The sequence below is a fragment of the Monashia sp. HAY1-11D genome, from assembly GCF_056868035.1.
Genome location: NZ_CP200320.1, coordinates 4559918 through 4581023, shown reverse-complemented (window position 1 = coordinate 4581023; position 21106 = coordinate 4559918). Strand labels below are relative to the sequence as shown.

The 21106-nt window shown below is 74.1% G+C and carries 20 protein-coding genes; 11 read left to right on the top strand and 9 right to left on the bottom strand.

The window, feature by feature from the left end; all coding sequences use genetic code 11:
- Positions 1-7 precede the first annotated feature (7 nt).
- From AC1VM9_RS21160 to AC1VM9_RS21140, 5 genes are all read right to left on the bottom strand, one after another.
- Positions 8-670: a Maf family protein gene (locus AC1VM9_RS21160; protein ID WP_481343132.1), complete on the bottom strand. Its 663-nt coding sequence runs from the start codon at positions 668-670 to the stop codon at positions 8-10.
- A gap of 71 nt (positions 671-741) precedes the next feature.
- Positions 742-2460, bottom strand: a complete 1719-nt coding sequence (locus AC1VM9_RS21155) for a DUF885 domain-containing protein (protein WP_481344569.1) — start codon at positions 2458-2460, stop codon at positions 742-744.
- Between the two features lie 60 nt (positions 2461-2520).
- Positions 2521-4143: a protein kinase domain-containing protein gene (locus AC1VM9_RS21150; RefSeq protein WP_481344568.1), complete on the bottom strand. Its 1623-nt coding sequence runs from the start codon at positions 4141-4143 to the stop codon at positions 2521-2523.
- A gap of 137 nt (positions 4144-4280) precedes the next feature.
- The gene (locus AC1VM9_RS21145; RefSeq protein ID WP_481344567.1) at positions 4281-4556 is read right to left on the bottom strand and encodes an acyl-CoA carboxylase subunit epsilon; all 276 of its coding nucleotides are present in this window, start codon (positions 4554-4556) and stop codon (positions 4281-4283) included.
- Positions 4553-6229: an acyl-CoA carboxylase subunit beta gene (locus tag AC1VM9_RS21140; RefSeq protein WP_481344566.1), complete on the bottom strand. Its 1677-nt coding sequence runs from the start codon at positions 6227-6229 to the stop codon at positions 4553-4555. Before AC1VM9_RS21140 ends, AC1VM9_RS21145 begins: the two co-directional genes overlap by 4 nt.
- Positions 6230-6252: 23 nt before the next feature.
- Here AC1VM9_RS21140 and AC1VM9_RS21135 point away from each other — a divergent pair, with 23 nt between their 5' ends.
- From AC1VM9_RS21135 to purE, 8 genes are all read left to right on the top strand, one after another.
- Positions 6253-7164: a biotin--[acetyl-CoA-carboxylase] ligase gene (locus tag AC1VM9_RS21135; protein ID WP_481344565.1), complete on the top strand. Its 912-nt coding sequence runs from the start codon at positions 6253-6255 to the stop codon at positions 7162-7164.
- A 28-nt stretch (positions 7165-7192) separates the two neighbouring features.
- Positions 7193-8482: an adenylate/guanylate cyclase domain-containing protein gene (locus AC1VM9_RS21130; RefSeq protein WP_481344564.1), complete on the top strand. Its 1290-nt coding sequence runs from the start codon at positions 7193-7195 to the stop codon at positions 8480-8482.
- Positions 8483-8588: 106 nt separating this feature from the next.
- Positions 8589-9404 carry an enoyl-CoA hydratase-related protein gene (locus AC1VM9_RS21125; RefSeq protein ID WP_481344563.1) on the top strand — a complete coding sequence of 272 codons (816 nt, stop codon included), beginning with the start codon at positions 8589-8591 and terminating at the stop codon, positions 9402-9404.
- 192 nt (positions 9405-9596) lie between these two features.
- On the top strand, positions 9597-10274 hold the full coding sequence (locus tag AC1VM9_RS21120; RefSeq protein WP_076259350.1) for a response regulator transcription factor: 678 nt from the start codon (positions 9597-9599) through the stop codon (positions 10272-10274).
- Between the two features lies 1 nt (position 10275).
- Positions 10276-11304 carry a sensor histidine kinase gene (locus AC1VM9_RS21115; protein WP_481340773.1) on the top strand — a complete coding sequence of 343 codons (1029 nt, stop codon included), beginning with the start codon at positions 10276-10278 and terminating at the stop codon, positions 11302-11304.
- Between the two features lie 40 nt (positions 11305-11344).
- The gene (locus AC1VM9_RS21110) at positions 11345-11989 is read left to right on the top strand and encodes a GtrA family protein (RefSeq protein ID WP_481344562.1); all 645 of its coding nucleotides are present in this window, start codon (positions 11345-11347) and stop codon (positions 11987-11989) included.
- A 25-nt stretch (positions 11990-12014) separates the two neighbouring features.
- Complete coding sequence (locus AC1VM9_RS21105) at positions 12015-13205, top strand: 5-(carboxyamino)imidazole ribonucleotide synthase (RefSeq protein WP_481344561.1); 1191 nt, start codon at positions 12015-12017, stop codon at positions 13203-13205.
- 55 nt (positions 13206-13260) lie between these two features.
- On the top strand, positions 13261-13755 hold the full coding sequence (purE, locus tag AC1VM9_RS21100) for a 5-(carboxyamino)imidazole ribonucleotide mutase (RefSeq protein WP_481340782.1): 495 nt from the start codon (positions 13261-13263) through the stop codon (positions 13753-13755).
- A 62-nt stretch (positions 13756-13817) separates the two neighbouring features.
- Here the strand turns inward: purE and AC1VM9_RS21095 are convergent, their stop codons facing one another.
- Positions 13818-14282 (bottom strand): CoA-binding protein, encoded by a 465-nt coding sequence (locus AC1VM9_RS21095; RefSeq protein WP_483123933.1) that lies wholly within the window; start codon positions 14280-14282, stop codon positions 13818-13820.
- A gap of 75 nt (positions 14283-14357) precedes the next feature.
- Between AC1VM9_RS21095 and AC1VM9_RS21090 the strand changes: the two genes are divergently transcribed.
- Complete coding sequence (locus tag AC1VM9_RS21090; RefSeq protein WP_483123931.1) at positions 14358-15377, top strand: LLM class F420-dependent oxidoreductase; 1020 nt, start codon at positions 14358-14360, stop codon at positions 15375-15377.
- A gap of 21 nt (positions 15378-15398) precedes the next feature.
- Here the strand turns inward: AC1VM9_RS21090 and AC1VM9_RS21085 are convergent, their stop codons facing one another.
- Genes AC1VM9_RS21085 through AC1VM9_RS21075 form a run of 3 tightly spaced genes read right to left on the bottom strand, consistent with a single transcriptional unit; the run spans position 15399 to position 18042 of the window.
- Positions 15399-16229, bottom strand: coding sequence for an SDR family oxidoreductase (locus AC1VM9_RS21085; RefSeq protein WP_483123930.1), 831 nt, complete (start codon positions 16227-16229; stop codon positions 15399-15401).
- A complete protein-coding gene (locus AC1VM9_RS21080; protein WP_483123929.1) occupies positions 16226-17056 on the bottom strand; it encodes an acylneuraminate cytidylyltransferase family protein in 831 nt (276 codons plus the stop codon). The genes AC1VM9_RS21085 and AC1VM9_RS21080 overlap by 4 nt, the downstream gene beginning before the upstream one ends.
- On the bottom strand, positions 17053-18042 hold the full coding sequence (locus tag AC1VM9_RS21075; RefSeq protein ID WP_483123927.1) for a Gfo/Idh/MocA family protein: 990 nt from the start codon (positions 18040-18042) through the stop codon (positions 17053-17055). The genes AC1VM9_RS21080 and AC1VM9_RS21075 overlap by 4 nt, the downstream gene beginning before the upstream one ends.
- A gap of 44 nt (positions 18043-18086) precedes the next feature.
- On the opposite strand from AC1VM9_RS21075, the gene AC1VM9_RS21070 reads away from it, so the two are divergent.
- Entirely contained in the window at positions 18087-19604 is a 1518-nt protein-coding gene (locus AC1VM9_RS21070; RefSeq protein ID WP_483123926.1) for a lipopolysaccharide biosynthesis protein, read from the top strand.
- Between the two features lie 79 nt (positions 19605-19683).
- Positions 19684-21105 (top strand): hypothetical protein, encoded by a 1422-nt coding sequence (locus AC1VM9_RS21065; RefSeq protein WP_483123925.1) that lies wholly within the window; start codon positions 19684-19686, stop codon positions 21103-21105.
- Position 21106 lies beyond the last annotated feature (1 nt).

Here is a 21106-nt window from a genome sequence, read left to right as displayed (position 1 = left end):
GGTCGCCTCACTCCGCCGAGCGCCCTACGACGTCGAACCACTCGATGCCGGCGTCGGCGAGCAGCTCGCGCAGCAGGGGCAGCGACAGGCCGACGACGTTGTGGTGGTCGCCCTCGACGGCCGTGACGAACGCGCCGCCGAGCCCGTCGACGGTGAACGCGCCCGCGACGCTCAGCGGCTCGCCGGTTGCGACGTAGGCCTCGATCTCGTCGTCGGACAGGCGCGCGAAGTGGACGGTCGTCGAGGCGGTCGCCCCGAGCGTCGCCCCGGAGTCGTCGCGGTCGTCGACGAGCCAGTGACCCGTGTGCAGGACGCCGGACCGTCCCCGCATCCGGCGCCAGCGGGAGACCGCCTCGGCCCCGTCCGCCGGCTTGCCGTGCATCTCTCCGTCGAGCTCCAGCACCGAGTCGCAGCCCAGCACGAGGGCCGCCCGGTCCGAGCGGGCGGCGACCTCCTCGGCCTTCGCCCGGGCCAGCAGCAGCGCGATGTCGGCCGGTTCGAGGGGCCCGTAGCGCTCGGTCGCCTCGGCGAGGGCGAGGTCCTCGTCGACGCCGCTGACCATGACGATCGGGTCGATGCCGGCCCGGCGCAGCGTCTCGAGACGAGCAGGGGACGCCGAGGCGAGGACGACGCTGACACGGGCGGGCGCGGAGAGGGGGTCGGTCGCCATGCGGGCAGCATACGGCCAGGGCCGGCCGCTCCCTCCGTGACGAGGGAGCGGCCCGGTGCCAGCTCGGCCGCTCAGGCCCCGTCCAGCACGGCCTCGCGGAGCGTGTCGAGACCGACCCCGCCGAGGTCGAGCGCGCGGCGGTGGAAGGCCTTGAGGTCGAACGAGTCACCCTCGCGCTCCTTGACCTGGTCGCGCAGCTGCAGCCAGAGGCGCTCGCCGATCTTGTAGCTGGGCGCCTGGCCGGGCCAGCCGAGGTAGCGGTTGAGCTCGAAGCGCAGGATCTTCTCGTCCATGAACCCGTAGCGGGTCAGGTAGGCCCACGCCTTGTCGTAGTCCCAGGCGCCACCGCCGACCTCGTCGGGCGCGTCGAAGCCACAGTGCACGCCGATGTCGATGACGACCCGGGCGGCCCGCAGCGACTGCCCGGCCAGCCAACCCATCCGGTTGCCCGGGTCGTCCATGTAGCCCAGCTCGGCCATGAGGCGCTCGGCGTAGAGGGCCCAGCCCTCGCCGTGGCCGGAGACCCACGACTCGAGCCGACGCCACCGGTTCAGCAGCTCGGAGCGGTAGACCGTCTGCGCGACCTGCAGGTGGTGGCCCGGGACGCCCTCGTGGTAGACGGTCGTCAGCTCGTTCCAGGTGCGGAACTCGGTGTTGCCCTTGGGCACCGACCACCACATCCGGCCCGGTCGGCTGAAGTCGTCGGACGGGCCGGTGTAGTAGATGCCGCCGGTCTGCGTCGGGGCGATCATGCACTCGATGCGCTGCACCGGGCCCGGGATGTCGAAGTGGACGTCCTTGAGGTTCGCGATGACCTCGTCGGCGCGCTCCTGCATCCAGGCCTTGAGGGCGTCGGTGCCGTGCAGGGCGTAGCGGTCGTCGGCGTCGAGGATCTCGACCCCGCGCCGCACGGACGCGCCCGGCTCGAGACCCTCGGCGATCTGCGTCATCTGGGCGTGCAGGTGTGCGACCTCCTGCTGGCCCCAGCGGTAGGTCTCCTCGAGGTCGACGGTGGCGCCGAGGAAGTAGCGCGACTCCAGCTGGTACCGGTCGCGCCCGCACGCGTCGGCCTCGGGGGCGTGGGGGAGCAGCTCGGCCTCGAGCCAGTCGGCGATCCCCGCGTACGCGTCGGCCGCCGCCCGGGCGTTGGCCTCGAGCAGCTCCCGCTCCTCGCCCGCGAGGGGACGCCCACCCACGGAGGCGCCGGCCACGAAGGTCGCGAAGTACCCGTCGTCGCCCACGAGGTCGCGCGACTGCTCGGCGCACGCGACGACCTGGCGACGCGGCGACACCTGTCCCCGGTCGCGGGCCACGAGCAGGGACTCCTTGTACTGCTCGAGCGCCGTCGGGATGCGCCCCATGCGGACGGCCAGGGTGCGCCACTGCTCCTGCGTGTCGGTGGGCATGAGGTCGAAGACGTCGCGGACCGCCTGCAGCGGCGAGGCGAGGACGTTGAGCGACATCTCGTCCAGGCCGGCCGCGTGGCGCTCCTCGGCCAGGCCGAGGCGCTCCCGCATCGCGGCGACCGTGACGCGGTCGACGTCGTCGGCCGGCGTCGCCGACGCGAGGGCCTCGAGGGTGCGGCGGCGCAGGGCCGACAGGGCGGCGTTGCCGGCCGGGGACAGGTCGTCGAGCTCGTCCTCGCGCCCCGGGACGCCGAGGCTCGTGGCGCTGATCGGGCTCAGCTCGACCATGGCGTCGAAGTAGGTCTCGGCGATGCGGTCGACGTCGGTCTGCGGGCGCGTCGTGGGCGCCGCGGCGGTTGCCGGTGTGGGTGCGGTGTCAGTCACCCGCCGAACGTATCCCACGCCGGTGGCGGTGGGCCCACCCGTTTTCGGCGGGCCCACGCCTCAGTCGGAGCCGTGCCCGTCGGAGACGAAGAGGACGAGCTCGCCGCTGCGTGTCGTCGCCCCGGACCCGGGGTAGGTGCCGACGACGAGGCCTCGGTCGGCATCGGCGGCGAGCTCGACGCGCAGGACCTTGACGCCCTGCTGGTCGACCCATGACTCGACGTCGTCGGCGGGGGCCCCGACGAAGCCGTTGGGGACCGTCCACGGCTGCGCGTCCTTGCCCCGGACGCCGCCCTTGCTGACGACGACCGCCACGGTGGAGCCCTGCTGCACCGTCCGGCCGGCACGCGGGAACGTCGCGAGGACCTCGCCCTCGGGCGCCCGCGAACGGACCTCGACGCCCTTCACGGTCAGGCCGAGCTGCTCGAGGGCCGCCCGGGCGAAGCCGGGGTCGCCCCCGACGAGGTCGGCCGGCACCCGCACCTCGTCGCCCTCCTGCCCGTCACCCCGGCCGGTGGTGTCCGCGGGAGCCGGCTCGGTGGTGACCGGTGCGGCGGTCTGGGTCGGCGGGGCGGTGCTCGGGTCCGGCGCGCTCGTCGTCACGACGGCGGGTGCGGGCCGTTTCGTCGACGAGGCCGAGGCCGGGCCCTGGGAGCCGGAGGTGAGCGCGGAGACGACGGCCCCGACGAAGACCGTGGCGAGCACGGCCGCGACCGCGCCCCAGAGGAGCAGAGCCCGACGCCGTCGAGGCGGGTCGGATCGCACGACCCGCGCCGTACTCGCCCCGTCGGTGGTCGGCAGGGCGCGCGTCGCCGCGAGGGCCTCCGAGGCGTCGGCCGGCTGGAGGGCGTCGGTGGGGTCGGCGGCGCGCACGGCGCGGGCCATCGCGTCGGCGTCGGCGTACCGGTCGGCCGGGGACTTGGCCGTGGCCCGGGCGACGACGCGGTCGACGACCGCAGGCAGACCGGGCACGGTGTCGCTCGGCGCCGGCACCGACTCCTCGAGGTGGCGCATGGCGATGGCGACGGGGGAGTCACCGGTGAAGGGCGGCCTGCCCGTGACCATCTGGTAGAGCAGGATGCCGAGCGAGTAGATGTCGGATGCCGGCGTCGCCGCCTCGCCGCGAGCCTGCTCGGGCGGCAGGTACTGGGCCGTGCCGAGCACGGTGCCGACGTCGGTCAGGGCGGTCTGGCCGAGCGCCCGGGCGATGCCGAAGTCGGTGACCTTGACCGCGCCGTCGGGGCCGACGATGACGTTGCCCGGCTTGACGTCGCGGTGCACGACACCCGCCCGGTGCGCCGCGGCGAGCGCCGCGCACACCTGTGCCGTCACCGCCAGGGCTGCGTCGGCCGCGAGCGGGCCGCGGTCACGCAGCAGGTGGGCGAGGTCGGAGCCCTCGGCGTACTCCATGACGATGAAGTGCGCGCCGTCCTCGATGCCGTAGTCGTAGACCTGCGCGATGTTCGGGTGGTTGAGCCGCGCCACGACGACGGCCTCGCGACGGAACCGCTCGACCGAGTCCGAGTACTCGGAGACCGCGCGGGACATGACCTTGACCGCGACGCGTCGGCCGAGGCGCTCGTCGACGGCCAGGTGCACCTCACCCATCCCCCCGACCGCGATGAGCTCACGCAGCAGGTAACGGCCTGCGAGGCGGGTGGCGGCGGTGGGGTCGACGGACACGAGGGGACAGCCTAGGCGAGGGTCCCCCGCGGGGCCAACCGAGTGCAGGACGCCGCCGTGACGCGAACGTCGCGCTGGCACAACGGACTCGGCGACACGCCCACTCGGCTCGCCGGGCTTCGCGGGGCGTGTCGGGGTCAGCGCGGGAGGGCGCTGGCGCGCCACCCGTCGCGACGCGCGGAGGCGCCGACGAGGTGCCAGCCCGGGTCGCTCCACGGTGAGCGGCCGCGTGCCGGTTCGGGGTCGCGGGCGTCCCCGAGCGCGGAGAGGACGGCGACGAGGGCGGCGAGCTCCTCGGGGGTCGGGTCGCCGGACAGGATCCGCAGCAGCGGCGGTTGCGGCGGTTGCGGCGTCTCCTCGCCGGTCGGGTGGCCGCCGGCGTCGGGCGTGGTGGGGCTGGTGCGGGTGGTCACAGCGGGATGTTCCCGTGCTTCTTCGGCGGCAGCGTCTCGCGCTTGGTGCGCAGGGCGCGCAGCGCGCGGGTGACGTTCATCCGGGTGTTGGACGGGCTGATGACGGTGTCGATGTAGCCGCGTTCGGCGGCGATGTAGGGGTTGGCCAGGGTCTGCTCGTAGTGCGCGACGAGCTCGGCGCGGCGGGCCTCGACGTCGCCGCCGGCGGCGGCGGTCGCGGCCAGCTCCTTGCGGTAGAGGATGTTGACGGCGCCCTGGGCGCCCATGACGGCGATCTGGCCGGTGGGCCAGGCGAGGTTGATGTCGGCACCGAGGTGCTTGGAGCCCATGACGTCGTAGGCGCCGCCGTAGGCCTTGCGGGTGATGACGGTGATCTTCGGGACGGTGGCCTCGGCGTAGGCGTAGATGAGCTTGGCGCCGCGGCGGATGATGCCGTCCCACTCCTGGCCGGTGCCGGGCAGGAACCCGGGCACGTCGACGAACGTGAGCACCGGCACGTTGAAGCAGTCGCAGGTGCGCACGAACCGGGCGGCCTTCTCCGAGGCGTCGATGTCCAGGCAGCCGGCCAGCTGCAGCGGCTGGTTGGCCACGATGCCGACCGGCATGCCGTCGATCCGGGCGAAGCCGGTGATGATGTTCGGCGCGAACAGCGGCTGCACCTCCAGGAAGTCCGGCCCGTCCTCGCCGGCGTCGACGACGTGCTCGATGACCTGCTTCATGTCGTAGGGCACGTTGGGGGAGTCGGGGATGCACGTGTCGAGCCACCGGTCGGTGTCGGTGACGGTCAGGTCGGCCTCGCCCTCGCCGTAGGTCGGCGGGGTCTCCAGGTTGTTGCTGGGCAGGTAGGACAGCAGCGCCTTGACGTAGTCGATGGCCTCCTGCTCGTCGGTGCCCATGTGGTGGGCGACGCCGGACTTCGTGTTGTGGGTCCTGGCGCCGCCGAGGTCCTCGAAGCCGACGTCCTCGCCGGTGACGGTCTTGATGACGTCGGGGCCGGTGATGAACATGTGCGAGGTCTGGTCGACCATGACGGTGAAGTCGGTGATCGCCGGGGAGTAGACCGCGCCGCCGGCGCACGGGCCCATGACCAGGGAGATCTGCGGGATGACCCCGGAGGCGCGCACGTTGCGGAAGAAGATCTCCCCGTACAGGCCCAGGGACACGACGCCCTCCTGGATCCGGGCGCCGCCGGAGTCGTTGAGGCCGATGACCGGGCAGCCGATCTTCATGGCGAAGTCCATGACCTTGACGATCTTCTCGCCGAAGACCTCGCCGAGGGAGCCGCCGAAGACGGTGAAGTCCTGGGCGAAGACGGCGACCTGGCGCCCGTCGATGGTGCCGTACCCGGTGACGACGCCGTCGCCGTAGGGACGGTTCTTCTCCTGGCCGAAGTTGTTGCTGCGGTGCCGGGCGTACTTGTCCATCTCGATGAAGCTGCCCTCGTCCAGCAGCATCGCGATCCGCTCCCGCGCCGTCTTCTTGCCCCGCGCGTGCTGCTTCTCGACGGCCCGCTCGGACCCGGCGTGCGCGACCTCGGCCACGCGACGCTTCAGGTCGGCCAGCTTGCCCGCCGTCGTCGACAGGTCCGGCCCGGACGCGGCCTCCGCGGCGCCGTCGGACGACGGGCTGGGGGTCGGCGTGGACGGCTCTGCCAGGGCGTGATCCGTTGCCATGGCGGCACTCTAGCCTTGGAGACGTGCGCAACTCGCTGGAGCCGGAGATCGTCGATGCGGCCTTGGTCACGTCCGGGCAGCCGTGGCGCGGCGTCGAGTTCCACCCGGCCATCGGGTCGACGAACAGCCGCCTGCGCGACCTCCTCACAGGGACGGCCGAAGGCCTCGGCCCGGACGCGTCGCGCCTCGCCTCGAGCGAGGGCGCGCTGTGGTGGGTCGTGCTCACCGACCACCAGACGGGAGGACGCGGCCGGCTCGGACGCGTGTGGCAGGTGCCGGACCGTGCGTCGGTCGCGGTGTCCGCCGCCGTGCCGGTCCGGGATCCCGCGGGCCTGGGCTGGCTGCCGCTGCTCGCCGGTCTCGCCCTCGCCCGTGCGGTGCGGGCGACGACGGAACGGGCGGGCCACGCGCTCACACCGCGCCTCAAGTGGCCCAACGACGTGCTGCTTGCCGAGGACGACGACCGCAAGGTGAGTGGCATCCTCTGCGAGCTGGTCGACGTGCCGGCCGACCGGGCGAGCGACCCTGCAGGCGACGCGGCGTCGGCGGGACAGGTGCCGTCCCGAGCGGTCGTCGTGGGCGCCGGGGTCAACGTCGACCAGGACCGCGAGGAGCTGCCCGTCGACACCGCCACCTCCCTGGCCCTGGCCGGAGCACGCGTGCGCCGCGAGGACCTCGTCGTGGCCTACCTGCGCGAGCTGGCCGCCCTGGTCGGTCCCGGGGTCGACGCCGGGCTCGGCGCCGGGGCCGCCCGGGAGGCCTACCGCGAGGCCTGCTCGACGCTGGGGCAGGTGATCCGGGTGCACCTGCCGGTCGGTGACCCTGTCGAGGGCACCGCCGTCGCCGTCGACGACACCGGTGCCCTCGTCGTCGACACGGCGTCCGGACGGCGGGCCTTCGCGGCCGGCGACGTCGTCCACGTGCGGCGGCGGTGATTGGAGGGCCTGCTGGCATGATCGGCGCATGACCGAGCCGGGCGCCGACGCCGCGGACGTCGCGGGCGCCGACGACGCTGCCGCCCCGGACGCCCCGGACGTCGCGGACGTCGCGGACCTCGCGGGCGGCATCGGCACGCCCTCCGACCCGGCGGAGCCCGCCCCGGCCGCCGACGCCGCCTCGGCCGCCGACGCCGCCTCGGCCGCCGACGCCGCCTCGGCCGCCGACGTCGCCGAGGCCGCACGCGTCGTTCGTGCCGAGGGCCGGCCGGACGGCGAGGAGCGGGCGACCCGTGACTACACCGAACAGCTGCTCGGCCGACCGCTCGAGCTGCGTCGGCGCGACGTCAGCCGTGCCGCCGAGGTGTCGTTGCTCTCGGCCCGCAGGTTCTGGCACGCGCTCGGGTTCCCCGTCGTCGACACCGACGACGAGCTGTTCACCGAGGCCGACCAGCGGGCCCTGGCGGCCGTGGCGGGCATCGTGCGCGAGGGACTGCTCGACGAGACGACCGCCCTGGCCATGACCCGGGCCTTCGCGCGCTCGACCGACCGCCTCGCCGGCTGGCAGTCGCAGCTCATCGCCGAGGCGGTCGAGGCCGAGTGGTCGGCGGCCCAGGCGCAGGACGAGCACGACGCCGGGGAGTCCCGCGCGGTGCCCGGCATCCAGACGGCGGAGGAGACGGCCCGGCGGCTCGCCGCGCTGACCGACCGCCTCGAGCCCCTCCTCGTCTACGCGTGGCGCCGGCACCTGTCGGCCACCGTGTCGCGCATGCTCGCCGACGCCGACCCCGAGTCCTACGGCCTGACGAAGATGCGCTCGGTCGGGTTCGCCGACCTCGTCAACTTCACGGCCCTCGTGCGGCGGATGTCCGAGCGCGACCTCGCCCGGCTGGTGTCCCGGTTCGAGGCGCTGTCGGCCGACGTCATCACGGCCCACGGCGGCCGACTCATCAAGACGGTCGGCGACGAGGTGCTCTTCACGACGGTCGGCGTGGCGCCCGCGGCCGCCATCGCGCTCGACCTCGTCGAGACGATGACCGAGGACGACGTCCTGCCCGACGTCCGCTGCGGCATGGCCCGCGGACCGATCATCTCGCGGCTCGGCGACGTCTTCGGCACGACGGTCAACCGGGCCTCCCGGCTGACGGCCGTCGCACAGGCCGGCACCGTCCTCGTCGACGCGACGCTGGCGCGCGAGCTCGCGGCGATGTCCGGCTTCGAGCTGACCGGGCAGCGTCGACGCATCCTGCGCGGCGTCGGTCCGGTGACGCCGTCGCTCCTGCGCCGCGCGTCCGCCGCCGGACGCCGGACGTCCTGACCGCCCGGCCGTCCCACCTCACCGACGACCCCCACCCGACCACCGACCGTCCACACCGACCATCCGCACCGTCCAGCACCGCCCGCCCGTCGCCAGGAGAGCCGCCGTGACCGACCAGCCCACCCCGCCGCCCCCGCTCGTGCGCGTCGAGCGGTTCGACGAGCCGCGCCTGGCCCACGTCGCCGAGATCGTCCTCGACCGCCCCGCGGCGATGAACGCCGTCTCCACCCACATGGCCCGCGCGATCAGCGCGGCCACCGCCGAGGTGGCCGCGGACGCGTCGGTCCGCTGCGTCGTCCTCACCTCGAGCCACCCCACGGCGTTCTGCGTCGGGGCCGACCTCAAGGAGCGCAACGCCTTCACCGACGCCGACCTCATGGAGCAGCGGCCGGTGGCCCGGGCGGCGTACGGCGGCGTCCTCGGGCTGCCGGTGCCGGCCGTCGCGGCCGTCGACGGGTTCGCGCTCGGGGGCGGCTTCGAGCTCGCGCTCTCGTGCGACGTCATCGTCGCCGGCGCGGGAGCCACCGTGGGCCTGCCGGAGGTCGGTGTCGGCGTCATCCCGGGAGGGGGCGGCACGCAGCTGCTCGTGCGCCGGGTCGGCTGGTCGCGCGCCGCGCGGGCGATCTTCACCGCCGCCCGGCTCGAGGCGGACGAGGCCCTCGCGCTCGGTGCCGTCGACGAGGTTGTGGCCGCGGGGACGGCACGGGAGCGGGCCCTCGAGCTGGCGGCCCTCGTGGCCGCCAACTCGCCGGTGGGCCTGCGCAACGCCAAGAAGGCCATGCGTCTGGGTGCCGACGTCGACCTCGCGGCCGGTCTCGAGATCGAGGACGCGTGCTGGCGCGCCACGGCCTTCTCCGGTGACCGGCGCGAGGGCGTGGCGGCGTTCGCCGAGAAGCGGCGCCCGCAGTGGCCGGGACGCTGAGCGCTCCCGGGGCGGCCGGGCCCTCACCGCGCGCCGAGGGCGAGCGCACGTCGTGGTGGTCGCCGCCGCGTCGACGACGCGGGTGCGTGCCGACGGTGCGTGCGAGTGCGAATCGTCCCATTGTCGATAGGCTGCCCACGGCCGGCGCGGACGACACGAGCGGCGGCCCCGAGCGATGTGAGGGACGGTGACATGACGAGAGTGCTCCTGGCGGAGGACGACCCGGCCATCTCGGAACCGCTGGCGCGGGCGCTGCGGCGCGAGGGGTACGACGTCGACGTGCGCGAGGACGGCTCGGCCGCCCTCGACGGCGCCAAGGAGAACCCCGACCTCGTCCTGCTCGACCTCGGCCTGCCGAAGATCGACGGCCTCGAGGTGTGCCGTCGCATCCGCGCCGAGGGCCGCACGATCCCCGTCCTCATCCTCACTGCCCGCGCCGACGAGGTCGACACCGTCGTGGGCCTCGACGCCGGGGCCGACGACTACGTCACCAAGCCCTTCCGGCTCGCCGAGCTGCTCGCCCGCGTCCGGGCCCTGCTGCGGCGCACCCCGACGGAGGTCGTCGCCTCGGGGGAGCTGGTCCGCATCGACTCCGACGGCCGCCGCGCCTGGTTCAAGGGCCAGGAGCTGCAGCTGACCGCCAAGGAGTTCGACCTGCTTCGGGTGCTCGTGCGTGAGCAGGGCAAGGTCGTCTCCCGCGAGCAGCTGATGCGCGAGATCTGGGACACCGCGTGGTTCGGGTCCACCAAGACCCTCGACATGCACATCTCGGTCCTGCGCCGCAAGCTCGGTGACGACGCCACGTCGCCGCAGTACATCGCGACGGTCCGTGGCGTGGGCTTCCGCTTCGAGCGTCCCCAGGCGGAGTGAGATGAGGCGGCTGCTCGACCGGATGACGTTCGTGGTCGTGGGGGTCACGGCCGGGCTGTGCCTCGTCCTGGCCACCGGCGTCCTCTGGTGGGTCCTGACCCAGCAACGCGACGAGGTGGGCGCGTGGCTCGACCCCGACCCGCTCGTGGGCCTGGGCTGGTTCGCCGCCGCGATGGCCGGGGTTGCGGCCGTCGCCGCCGGCGTGGGGTTCCTCGCGACCCGGGCCTGGCGCCAGCGCGTCGAGGGGGCGTCACAGGAGCTGCTCCACCTCGCGGCACGCTTCGCCAACGGCGAGGCCCGGCTGACGCCGGTCCACTCCGGCATCGCCGAGATCGACGAGGTGTCCGGCGTCATGACGCGCCGGGCCCACGACATGACCAAGACGCTGGCGGCCGAGCGTGACTTCGCAGCCGACGCCTCGCACCAGCTGCGCACGCCGTTGACCGCCCTGCTCATGCGCCTCGAGGAGATCTCCGAGACCGACGACGCCGAGGTGGTCAAGGAGGAGGCGAACATCGCGATCGCCCAGGTCGAGCGGCTGACGCGCGTCGTCGACGACCTGCTGGGGCGGGCCCGCGGGTCCGGTGGCCCCTCGCCGGCGGTCTCCCTCGACTCGGTCATCGCCGCGCTCCAGCGCGAGTGGCAGCCGGCCTTCGAGCAGGCGCGACGGTCCGTGCGCGTCCGTGGCGAGCGCGGCCTCTTCGTCCGGTCGACGCCGGTGGCGCTGTCCCAGATCCTCTCGACGCTGCTCGAGAACTCCCTCGTGCACGGCCGTGGCACGGTGGACATCCACGCGCGCCGGTCCGGCCCGTCGGTCATCGTCGAGGTCAGCGACCAGGGCGACGGCGTGCCCGCGGCGATGGCGCCGCACATCTTCGAGCGCTCGGTCAGCAGCGGGGCGGGGGGCAGCACCGGCCTGGGCCTCGCCCTGGCACGTGACCTCGCCGAGTCCAACGGCGGCCGCCTCGACCTCGTCCAGGCCCAGCCGGCCCGGTTCGCCCTGTTCCTGTCCGAGGCCGAGACCGACTGAACCGCCGGGGGCTCCCCGGGGGCGGGGGTAGGGTGCGCCCGTGAGGCGCGTGCACCACTACCTGTTCGTGCGCCACCGCCACAACTGGGTGCTGCTCTTCCGGTTCGGGGCCGTGGGTGCCTCCGGCGTGCTCGTCAACATGGTCACCCTCATCCTCGTCAAGAAGCTCGGCCCCGGCGAGCACCTGGCCCTGCTCGCCCTCGCCGGCACCGAGTACCACGTGCGCTGGTACCACGTGTACTCGACCGTCGCGTTCCTCGTCGCCAACCTCTGGAACTTCCAGCTCAACCGCTCGTGGACGTTCCGGACGAGCCGGCACGCCCGGTGGCTGCGGGAGTACCTGCCGTTCCTCGCCGTCGGTCTGCTCGCCCAGGTGGTGGGCCTCGTCCTGCTGACCCTGCTCATGCACCCGAGCTCGGCGTTGCACCTGCCGCAGTCGGTCTTCGACAACTCGACGGGCTTCCGCACCCGCCTCTACTGGGCCCAGCTCATCGTCATCGCGGTGACGACGCCGGTGTCCTTCGTGCTCAACAAGCTGTGGACCTTCGCCGCGGTGCGGACGCACCACCCCGACCTCGCCGACCCGCGCCACGCGGAGGCGGTGCTCGCCGAGCCGGACGGCCTGCCCGCACACCCGGCGGGGGTGGCACCGGCGGCGTCGGGTGGACCGGACGTCCGGGCCTGAGGCCGCGCGGCTACGCTTGGGCGCCGTGAGCCAGCCCAAGCGCGCCCCCGGAGGATTCCCCGTCGTCGGCGTCGTCGGCGGCGGCCAGCTGGCCCGGATGATGCAGGGACCGGCCGTCGAGCTCGGCATCCAGCTGTCCGTCCTCGCCGAGAGCGACACCGCGGCCGCGGCCCTCGTCGTGCCGAGCGCCCCCGTCGGGGCGCACACCGACGTCGAGGCGATCCGCGCCTTCGCGGCCGCGTGCGACGTCGTCACCTTCGACCACGAGCACGTGCCCCAGGAGGTCCTCGCCGAGCTCGAGGCCGAGGGCGTCGTGCTCCACCCCACGCCCTCGGCGCTGCGGTTCGCCCAGGACAAGCTGGCGATGCGCGAACGGCTCGAGGCCCTCGGCGTCGCCTGTCCGCGCTGGCGTGCGGCCCGGACCGCGGCGGACGTCGAGGCCTTCGCGGGCGAGGTCGGGTGGCCGGTCGTCGCCAAGACGCCGCGCGGCGGCTACGACGGCAAGGGGGTCGTCGTGGCGCGGTCCGTCGCCGACCTCGCCGACTGGCTCACCCGCGTCGGTGAGCCCGGCGCCCTCGCGGACGGGCTGCTCCTCGAGGAGAAGGTCGACTTCACCCGCGAGATCGCCGTCCTCGTGGCACGCAGCCCCTCCGGCCAGGCGGCGGCGTGGCCCGTCGTCGAGACCGTCCAGACCGACGGCATCTGCACCGAGGTCCTCGCACCCGCTCCGCACCTCGACGCCGACCTCGCCTCGACCGCCACCGAGGCAGCCCTGCGCATCGCCGGGGAGCTCGGCGTGACGGGCGTGCTCGCCGTCGAGATGTTCGAGGTCGAGCGCGACGGCCGGCCGACGTACGTCGTCAACGAGCTGGCGATGCGCCCCCACAACAGCGGCCACTGGTCGATGGACGGCGCCGTCACCGGGCAGTTCGAACAGCACCTGCGCGCGGTGCTCGACCTGCCCCTCGGCGACCCGCGCCCACGCGCACCGTGGACCGTCATGGCCAACGTCCTCGGCGGCGACTACGAGCAGCTCTACCCCGCCTACCGGCACGTCATGGCCCGCGACCCGGGGGTCAAGGTCCACCTCTACGGCAAGGGCGTGCGCCCGGGTCGCAAGATCGGCCACGTCAACGTCAGCTCGACCGACCTCGCCGAGGCCCGCGGGCGGGCCGGCCACGCCGCGGACTACCTGCGCGGCACCGTCACGGAATGAGGACCACGTGAGCGACCAGACCCCCGAGCCGCAGCGGCCCGTCGTCGGCATCGTCATGGGCAGCGACAGCGACTGGCCCGTGATGCGCGAGGCCGCGCGGGCCCTGCAGGAGTTCGACATCCCCTTCGAGGCCGATGTCGTGTCCGCGCACCGGATGCCCGACGAGATGATCGCGTACGGGCACGACGCCGCCGGCCGCGGCCTGCGCGTCGTCATCGCCGGTGCCGGCGGTGCGGCTCACCTGCCCGGGATGCTCGCGTCGGTGACCCCGCTGCCGGTCGTCGGCGTCCCGGTGCCCCTGAAGTACCTCGACGGCATGGACTCGCTGCTGTCGATCGTGCAGATGCCCGCCGGTGTGCCCGTCGCCACCGTGTCGGTCGGTGGCGCGCGCAACGCCGGCCTCCTCGCGGCGCGGATCGTCGCGTCCGGCTCGGACGAGCTGGCTGTCGACGTCCGAGAGCGGATGCTCGCCTTCCAGGAGGACCTGCGGGACCAGGCCCACGCCAAGGGCGCGAAGCTGCGCGACGAGGTCGCACGCGGCCTCGACTGAGCCGAGCGAGCCGACCGGGTCGACCGGGCCGACCGAACCGACTGGGCAGGTGTCGCGCGTCGTCAGCCGGTGACGGCGTCGGCACCGTCGCCGGGCTGGATGCGCGGGTACTCGATCTTCGGGCAGGTGTCCATGACGACCGCCAGGCCGGCCGCCTCCGCCCGGGCCGCGGCGTCCTCGTCGACGACACCGAGCTGCAGCCACAGCGCCTCGATGCCGAGTCGCTCCCGCTGGGCGACCGCCTCGTCGACGAGCGCGCCGACGTGGTCGCTGTTGACGAAGAAGTCGACGACCCGGACGACGGTGCCGTCGGGGACGTCGGCGAGCGCGGCGTAGCCGGTGGCGCCGTGCACCGTGGCCGCGGACGGGTGGACCGGGACGAGGTGCATGCCGAGCTCGCGCTGGAGCCACAGCGACACGCGGTGGGCGGTGCGGTCCGGGTTGTCGCCGAGCCCCACGACGGCCCAGGTCGCCGGCGTGTTCAGCAGGTCGCGGATGACGTCGGGATCGTTGCGGTGCTGGGCCATGCGCCCCATCCTCACACGCAGCAGGCGCCGGAGGACCGCCGGTCCCCGCGCGGTCCGTCGTGGTTGGATGGGCGGATGCGATTCGGAATGTTCGTTCCCCAGGGTTGGCGCATGGATCTGGTCGGCATCGAGCCGGCCCAGCAGTGGGAGGCGATGGTCAACCTCGCCAAGCACGCCGACGACGGAGCCGTCTTCGAGTCGATCTGGGTGTACGACCACTTCCACACCGTGCCGCAGCCGTCCGGCGAGGCGACGCACGAGGCCTGGACGCTGATGGCGGCGTTCGCGGCAGCGACCGACCGCGTCCGGCTCGGCCAGATGTGCACGTGCATGGCCTACCGCAACCCCGCCTACCTGGCGAAGGTCGCGGCGACGGTCGACGTCATCTCGGGCGGGCGGACCGAGATGGGCATCGGCGGCGGCTGGTACGAGCACGAGTGGCGCGCCTACGGCTACGGGTTCCCCAAGGCCGGTGATCGGCTCGGTGCGCTTCGCGAGGGCGTCCAGGTCTTCCGAGACATGTGGACCACCGGGTCGGCCACGCTCGACGGGACGTACTACCAGGTGGACGGCGCCCTCTGCGCGCCCCGGCCGCTGCAGGGCACGAGCCACCCGGGCAGCGAGCGCAACGGCATCCCGATGTGGATCGCCGGCGGCGGGGAGAAGGTCACCCTGAGGATCGCGGCGCAGTACGCCGACTACACGAACTTCTTCGACGACCCCGAGACCTTCGACCGCAAGAGCGCGATCCTCGCCGACCACTGCAAGGACCTCGGGCGCGACTTCGACTCCATCGTGCGTTCGGGCAACTTCAACGTCGTCATCGGCGAGACCGAGGCCGACGTCGAGGACCGCCTCGCGTTCAACGGCGAGCTGCTGCGCAAGGGTGGCGTGCCGGACGCCAAGGTCGAGGAGCACGTCGCGGCGCTGCGACGGCAGCCGGCCGTCGGCACGCCGGAGCAGGTCGTCGAGGTGCTCAAGGACATGCAGTCGCGGGGGATGACCTACGCGATCACCTACTTCGGCGAGGCCGCCTACGACCGCTCCGGCATCGAGCTGTTCGAGGAGAAGGTCGCCCCCGAGCTCAAGGACTGAGGTGTCGGCGGGCTGCGCGGCCTACCAGGCCGTCCAGCCGCCGTCCACGGCGACGACCTGCCCGGTGACGTACGCCGACGCGTCCGACGCGAGCCACGTGACGACGCCGCGGAAGTCGTCCTCGGTGCCCATCCGGCCCAGCGGCGTCAGCGCCTCGTACCGCTCGACGAAGGCGTCGTCCTGCCCCCGGGCGATGCCACCGGGAGCGAAGGCGTTGACCCGCACCTCCGGAGCGAGGACGGTCGACAGGTACCGCGTCAGCTGGGCGAGCCCGCCCTTGCTGGCCGCGTAGGCCGCCGGGTTGCCCATCCGGGTCCCCGCGTAGAGGCCCATGTTGGGCCCGACGAGACCGTAGATGCTCGACACGTTGACGACGCTGCCGTGGCCACCGGCCCGCAGCAGGGGGGCGAGGCGCCTGGTCAGCGAGAACGGGGCCGTGAGGTTGAGGGCCAGGGCCAGCGTGAACGCCTCGTCGGTCTGCTCCTCGAACGGCACGGCGTAGCCCGGCACGCCGGAGGTGCCGGTGAAGGCCGCGTTGTGGACGAGCACGTCACAGGCGCCGAGTGCGGTCACGGCAGTGACGACGTCCGAGAGCCCCTCGGGGTCGAGGAGGTTCGCGCCGAGCGGGACGTGGTCCGAGCCGGGCAGGGCCGTGGCGGCCTCGGCGCACGCCGACGCGTCGAGGTCGACGACGACGACCCGAGCCCCCGCCGCCGCCAGGGCGTCGGACAGCACCCGGCCGAGGGGACCGGCGCCGCCGGTGACGACGGCGGTCCGTCCGGTCAGGTCGGCGAGGTCGGTGGGGCCGGTCGTGCGGTTGCTCGTGGCGTCGCTCGGACGGTCGGTCGTCATCGGGCGTCCCCTGTCGTCGGGTCGTCCGCGGCGTCGAGCCACGGCAGGGTGACGAGGCCGGCGCCCACGAGGGCCTCGATGAGCCGGAACTCGTACTCGTCGTCGATCGAGAACGCCTGCGCCTCGGGGATCTCGAGGCCGGCATGGGTGCCCTCGTCGAACCACGACGCCTCGAGCCGGCGGACGAAGGCGGCCCGCCACAGGTAGAAGTTGCCGTTGATCCGCAGGAACCGGGCGGCGTCCTGACGGCGGGTGATGCCGGTCCCGGCGTCGAGGAACCGGGTCAGGGGACCGTCGGGCCGGGTGGCGTCGGCCGGGCGGACGCCGACCCACACCGGGTTGAACGTCGGCTCGGAGACGCTGACCACCCCGTCGAGGCCGGGGTCGGCGGCCAGGCGGCGTGTCGCCTCGGCGAGCTGTGCGGGCACGCGGCACGGACTCGTCGGGTCGAGCAGCAGGACGGCGTCGTAGGGCCGCCCCTCGTCGGCCTCGACCCACTCGAGCGCGTGCCGCACGACGGGTGCCATGGGGGCGTCGTCGCCGGCGAAGTGCGCCGGGCGCAGGAAGGGAGCCTCGCCACCGTGGGCCCGCGCGACCTCGGCGATCTGCTCCGAGTCGGTCGTCACGACGCACCGGGTCACCTCGGGCGTGACCGCGGCGGCGCGCACCGAGTGCGCGATGAGCGGAAGACCGGCGAGTGGCCGGATGTTCTTGCCCGGCAGGCCCTTCGAGCCGCCGCGAGCCGGGATGACCGCCAGGATGCGGGACCGGCTCGGCGGTGTCGGGGGTGGTGTCGTCGGCGGTGTCGTCGGCGGTGTCGTCGTCACGAGAGCTCTCTCGCTCGGTCGCAGAGGTCCAGCGTGGCCAGCCCCTCCGCGAGGGTGGCGGGCGCGCCCGCACGGTGACGCGTCGACGCGTCGGCGGCCGGGGCCAGGTCGAGGGCGGCGCGGGCCTGGGTGGCCATCGTCGCGTCGCGGTCCCGGTCGGCCGTGAAGGTGCGGCGCGTCACCGAGCCGTCGGCCGCGGTGTGACGCACCGTCGCGGAGGGCAGGTCCCACTCCAGGCACCCGTCGGGTCCCCGCAGCACGAGGCCGCGGGTCGCCGGGCGCGTCACGTAGTCGAGGCGGCAGGTCACGGTCGCCCTCCCGGCCGACCACAGCAGCGTCGCCGCCTGCTCGGCCTCGATGTCGAGGGGTCCGTCGTGCTCGAGCCGGGCGCCGACCAGGGCCGGGGGACCGAGGAGCACGGTGAGGTAGTCCAGCTCGTGCACGAGGTCGCGCAGGACGCCGCCCTCGCCGGCGCGGGCGGAGTAGGACTGCCGGTGGTCCCGCTCGGGACGCCAGTCGGGCAGCCACGACTGCGACCAGGCGTGCGCCGACACGACCCCGCCGGGCGTGCCCTCGACGACGGAGCCGGTGGAGGCGAGGACGTGGCGGAACGCCTCGTGGGCGCGCAGGGGAGCGGCGACCCACACGTCACCGGCGCGAGGATGCCCGGCGAGCGCCTCCGCGGCGGACCGCGTCGGGGCCACGGGCTTCTCGAGGAGGACGCGACGCGCACCGGCGTCGAGGGCGGCCACGGTGTCGGGGACGTGCCGCCCGGTGTCGGTCGCCACGACGACGAGGTCCGCCCCGCCGAGCGCGTCCGCGCCTGACGCGTCGTCGAGGAGACGGACGCCGGGCAGGTCGGGATCGGTGGAGCTGCCGCGCGGCCGGACCGGCCACAGCGAGACGGTGCACCCGATGCCCGCGAGGACGCGGGCGTGACGGCGCCCGATCGACCCGGCCCCTCGCACGACGACGACCGCGCTCACGTCGCGCTCACCCGGTCCTCCTTCGCCCTAGTAGGTTTCCCATCGTGGCAGACGACCGCGAGTCCCCGGCGACCGACACCGAGCCGCCCGAGCCCGCGCCCGCGTCCGTGCCGGGTGCAGCCGGTGCCCCGGCCGCAGTCGCTGCCACTGGTGCAGCCGCTGCGAGGGGTGCGACGGGGGTCTCGCTCGGCACCCACTCGGTCATCTACCTCGTCGGCACCGCCCTGCAGGGCCTCGGGGTCCTGCTCGTCCTGCCGTTCGCGACCCGGGTCCTCGGCCGGACCGAGTTCGGTCTGGTGGCCACGGGGCTGGTCGTCGTGCAGATGGTCGGCACCATCGCGGCCGCGGGGCTCCCGCAGGTCATCCTGCGCGAGCACCACCGCGGCGCCGAGGGGCCGAGGGTGGCGCGCGCCCTGGCCGGGACGATGGTCCTGCTCGCGCTCGGGCTCGGTGTCGTCGGCCTCGTCGTCGCCCTCGTGCTGTCGGCGGTGGGCCACGGCGACCTCACCGTGTGGCTGCCGCTCGTCGTCGCGTCCGTGGGGCTGACCACGGTGGTCTCCGGTCAGACCCTCATGCGGGCTCGCTTGCGGCCGTGGGGTTTTCTCGCGCTGGCGGTCGTGGCGACGGTCGGTGCGCAAGCGGCCGGGGTGCTCGCCGCTCGCGCCGAGCCGACCGCGGGTCGCTACCTCGTCGGCTACGCGGCGGTCGTCGTGCTCGCCGCCCTCCTCGCCCTCGTCGTCGGACGTCCGTTGCCGCCGACGGTCGAGCGGGCCCGTGTCCGGGCCGGCATCCGGCTCGCGGCGCCCCTGCTGCCGCAGGCCGTCGCGATGCTCGGGCTGCTGTCCGGCGACGTGCTGCTCACCGGCTGGCTCGTGGGCGCCGGCGCGGCCGGCGAGTACCAGGTGGCCCTGCAGCTGGGGAACATGCCCTTCGTCCTCGCCGTCGCGCTCTTCAACGCCTGGGGCCCGCTCGTCCTGTCGCGCCCGCTCGAGGACCGCTGGGCCTGGACCGCCCGCACCGGCACGGCCCTGACCACCGTCGTCGGTGCGGGGGCCGCCGGCGTCGCGCTCCTCGGTCCGTGGCTCGTCGCGCTCATGACCGACCAGACCTTCGACCGGGCCGGCATCGTCGCGGCCCTCGGCGTCGTGTCGACGGTGGCCGTGGCGTACATGGTCTACCAGGGTGCCTCGCTCGCCGTGCTCGACGCCGAGCGCACGGGGCGGCTCGCCTGGGCGGCGCTGGCGGCGCTCGGCGTCCTCGTCGTGTCGGCGTGGCTGCTGGCCGCGGTGGCCGGCCTCGGCCTCGTCGGCGTCGCGATCGCGAAGGCGCTGGCGTACGTCGCGCTCGTGGGCGCGACGACGTGGTTCGCCGTGCGGCACTCGCCGCTGAGGTGGCCCGCTCGGCTGCCCGCAGTGGCGCTGGCCTCGTTCGCGCTCGCGCTCGTCGGGGCCGCGCTGCCGGGCGACGGTGCGGGCGCGTGGGTGCGCGGCGCCCTCGCGGTCGCCGTCGCCGGCGGCGCCCTCGCCCTCGCGCCGGGCGTCCTCCGGAGCCTGCGCGGATAGGATGAGGCGCCCGCCGGGCGGCGCTTACCACGCCCCACCCGCTCGACCTTCCGCTCGACCTTTGAGGAGAGACGCTTTCGTGGTGACACCCCTCGTCCACATGGGACTGGGCTACGACGACCTCCTCGTTCCGGCGCTCGTCCACGCCGGCTTCGAGACCAAGGACCTCGTCCTCGTCGTGCGCACCGACGCCAACCTGGCATGGGTACGCCGCCACGCGCCCCGGGCCACCGTCGTGCGGCTGCCCTACGCCCGGGCGCGCAGGGCGAACGTCGTCAGCGGGCTGGCCCCGCACGCCGCCCTGAAGCGCGCCTGCGCCGGCGTCGGCCTGGACCCGCTCGACCTGCTCGTGTCCGAGCGGGCCCTGCGCCGCAACCGGGTCGACACCGCGATGAACTTCCTCAACCTCGCCGCCGAGGAGCTCGAGGCCGTCATCGCCGACCGCGGGCCGATGCTCGCGCTCGTCGAGTTCACCGTCACCTCCGAGCTGCTCACGGCCGGGCTCGTGACCCACCACGGGGGTCTCGCGACGTGGCCGCGCGGCATCCGCCTGCCCTCCGACCGGTTCGGCCTCATCGGCGCCCCCAAGGGAATCACCTTGTGGGAGAGGCAGGTCGAGGACTCCTCCGCCGTCGAGGCGGGCGAGCGGTTCATCTCCGACTGGAGGACCGAGCACGGCCGTCCCATGGGCTACGCCCGCAACCTCAAGGTCGAGACCGGCGGCGAGATCTGGCGTCTGGCCACCGACCGCGTCCGGGAGTTCGCGGTCGACCGCGGCGCCAACCTCCAGCTTCCTCGGCCCAGCGACTACGCGCGGCTGCCATGGCTCAACCCGGTCAAGGCACGGCTCAACCTGCGCGAGTACCAGTCCCGGCGGTGGGACCCGGTGCCCGAGCGGTTCGTCTTCCTGCCCCTGCAGGTGCAGCCCGAGTCCAGTGCCGACGTCATGGGGCAGGAGTGGCGTGACCAGGCGTACACGGCTCGAGTCCTCGCCGACGCCCTCGCACCCCTCGACATCGGCGTCGCCGTCAAGGAGCACGCCCACTTCATGTGGCGACGCGACCCCGACTACTGGCCGCAGTTCGACCTCCACCCGAACATCGCGACCATCGACCCGTTCGCCGACTCGCGGGACCTCATGAAGCGCGCCGTGTTCACGACGACGGCCACGGGGACCGTCGGTCTCGAGGCCGGGCTGCTCGGCCTTCCCGTCGTGTCGGGTGCACGGATGCCCTGGAGCGCGCTCGGCAACGTCGCCACCCTCGCCAGTCCCGACGACCTGCCGCAGTTCGTCGAGGACCGCGGATGGGAGTCGCTGGGCGCCGAGCAGCGCGACATCGACGACTGGTTCGTCCACTCGTACGTGCGCAACTCGTGGGAGGGCCTCGTGCTCGACCCCCCTCGCGTGCCGGCCGTCCTCGAGCCCGAGAACATTCGCAAGGTCGGCGGTGCCCTCGCCGAGGCGGCGACCTCGCTCGGCCACGTGCGGCAGGGGGCCTGAC

Coding starts and splice junctions, on each gene's coding strand:
- AC1VM9_RS21120 (WP_076259350.1), top strand. CDS start 9,597: ATGACGAGAGTGCTCCTGGCGGAGGACGACCCGGCCATCTCGGAACCG.
- purE (WP_481340782.1), top strand. CDS start 13,261: ATGGGCAGCGACAGCGACTGGCCCGTGATGCGCGAGGCCGCGCGGGCC.
- AC1VM9_RS21095 (WP_483123933.1), bottom strand. CDS start 14,282: ATGGCCCAGCACCGCAACGATCCCGACGTCATCCGCGACCTGCTGAAC.
- AC1VM9_RS21130 (WP_481344564.1), top strand. CDS start 7,193: ATGACCGAGCCGGGCGCCGACGCCGCGGACGTCGCGGGCGCCGACGAC.
- AC1VM9_RS21140 (WP_481344566.1), bottom strand. CDS start 6,229: ATGGCAACGGATCACGCCCTGGCAGAGCCGTCCACGCCGACCCCCAGC.
- AC1VM9_RS21085 (WP_483123930.1), bottom strand. CDS start 16,229: ATGACGACCGACCGTCCGAGCGACGCCACGAGCAACCGCACGACCGGC.
- AC1VM9_RS21160 (WP_481343132.1), bottom strand. CDS start 670: ATGGCGACCGACCCCCTCTCCGCGCCCGCCCGTGTCAGCGTCGTCCTC.
- AC1VM9_RS21090 (WP_483123931.1), top strand. CDS start 14,358: ATGCGATTCGGAATGTTCGTTCCCCAGGGTTGGCGCATGGATCTGGTC.
- AC1VM9_RS21115 (WP_481340773.1), top strand. CDS start 10,276: ATGAGGCGGCTGCTCGACCGGATGACGTTCGTGGTCGTGGGGGTCACG.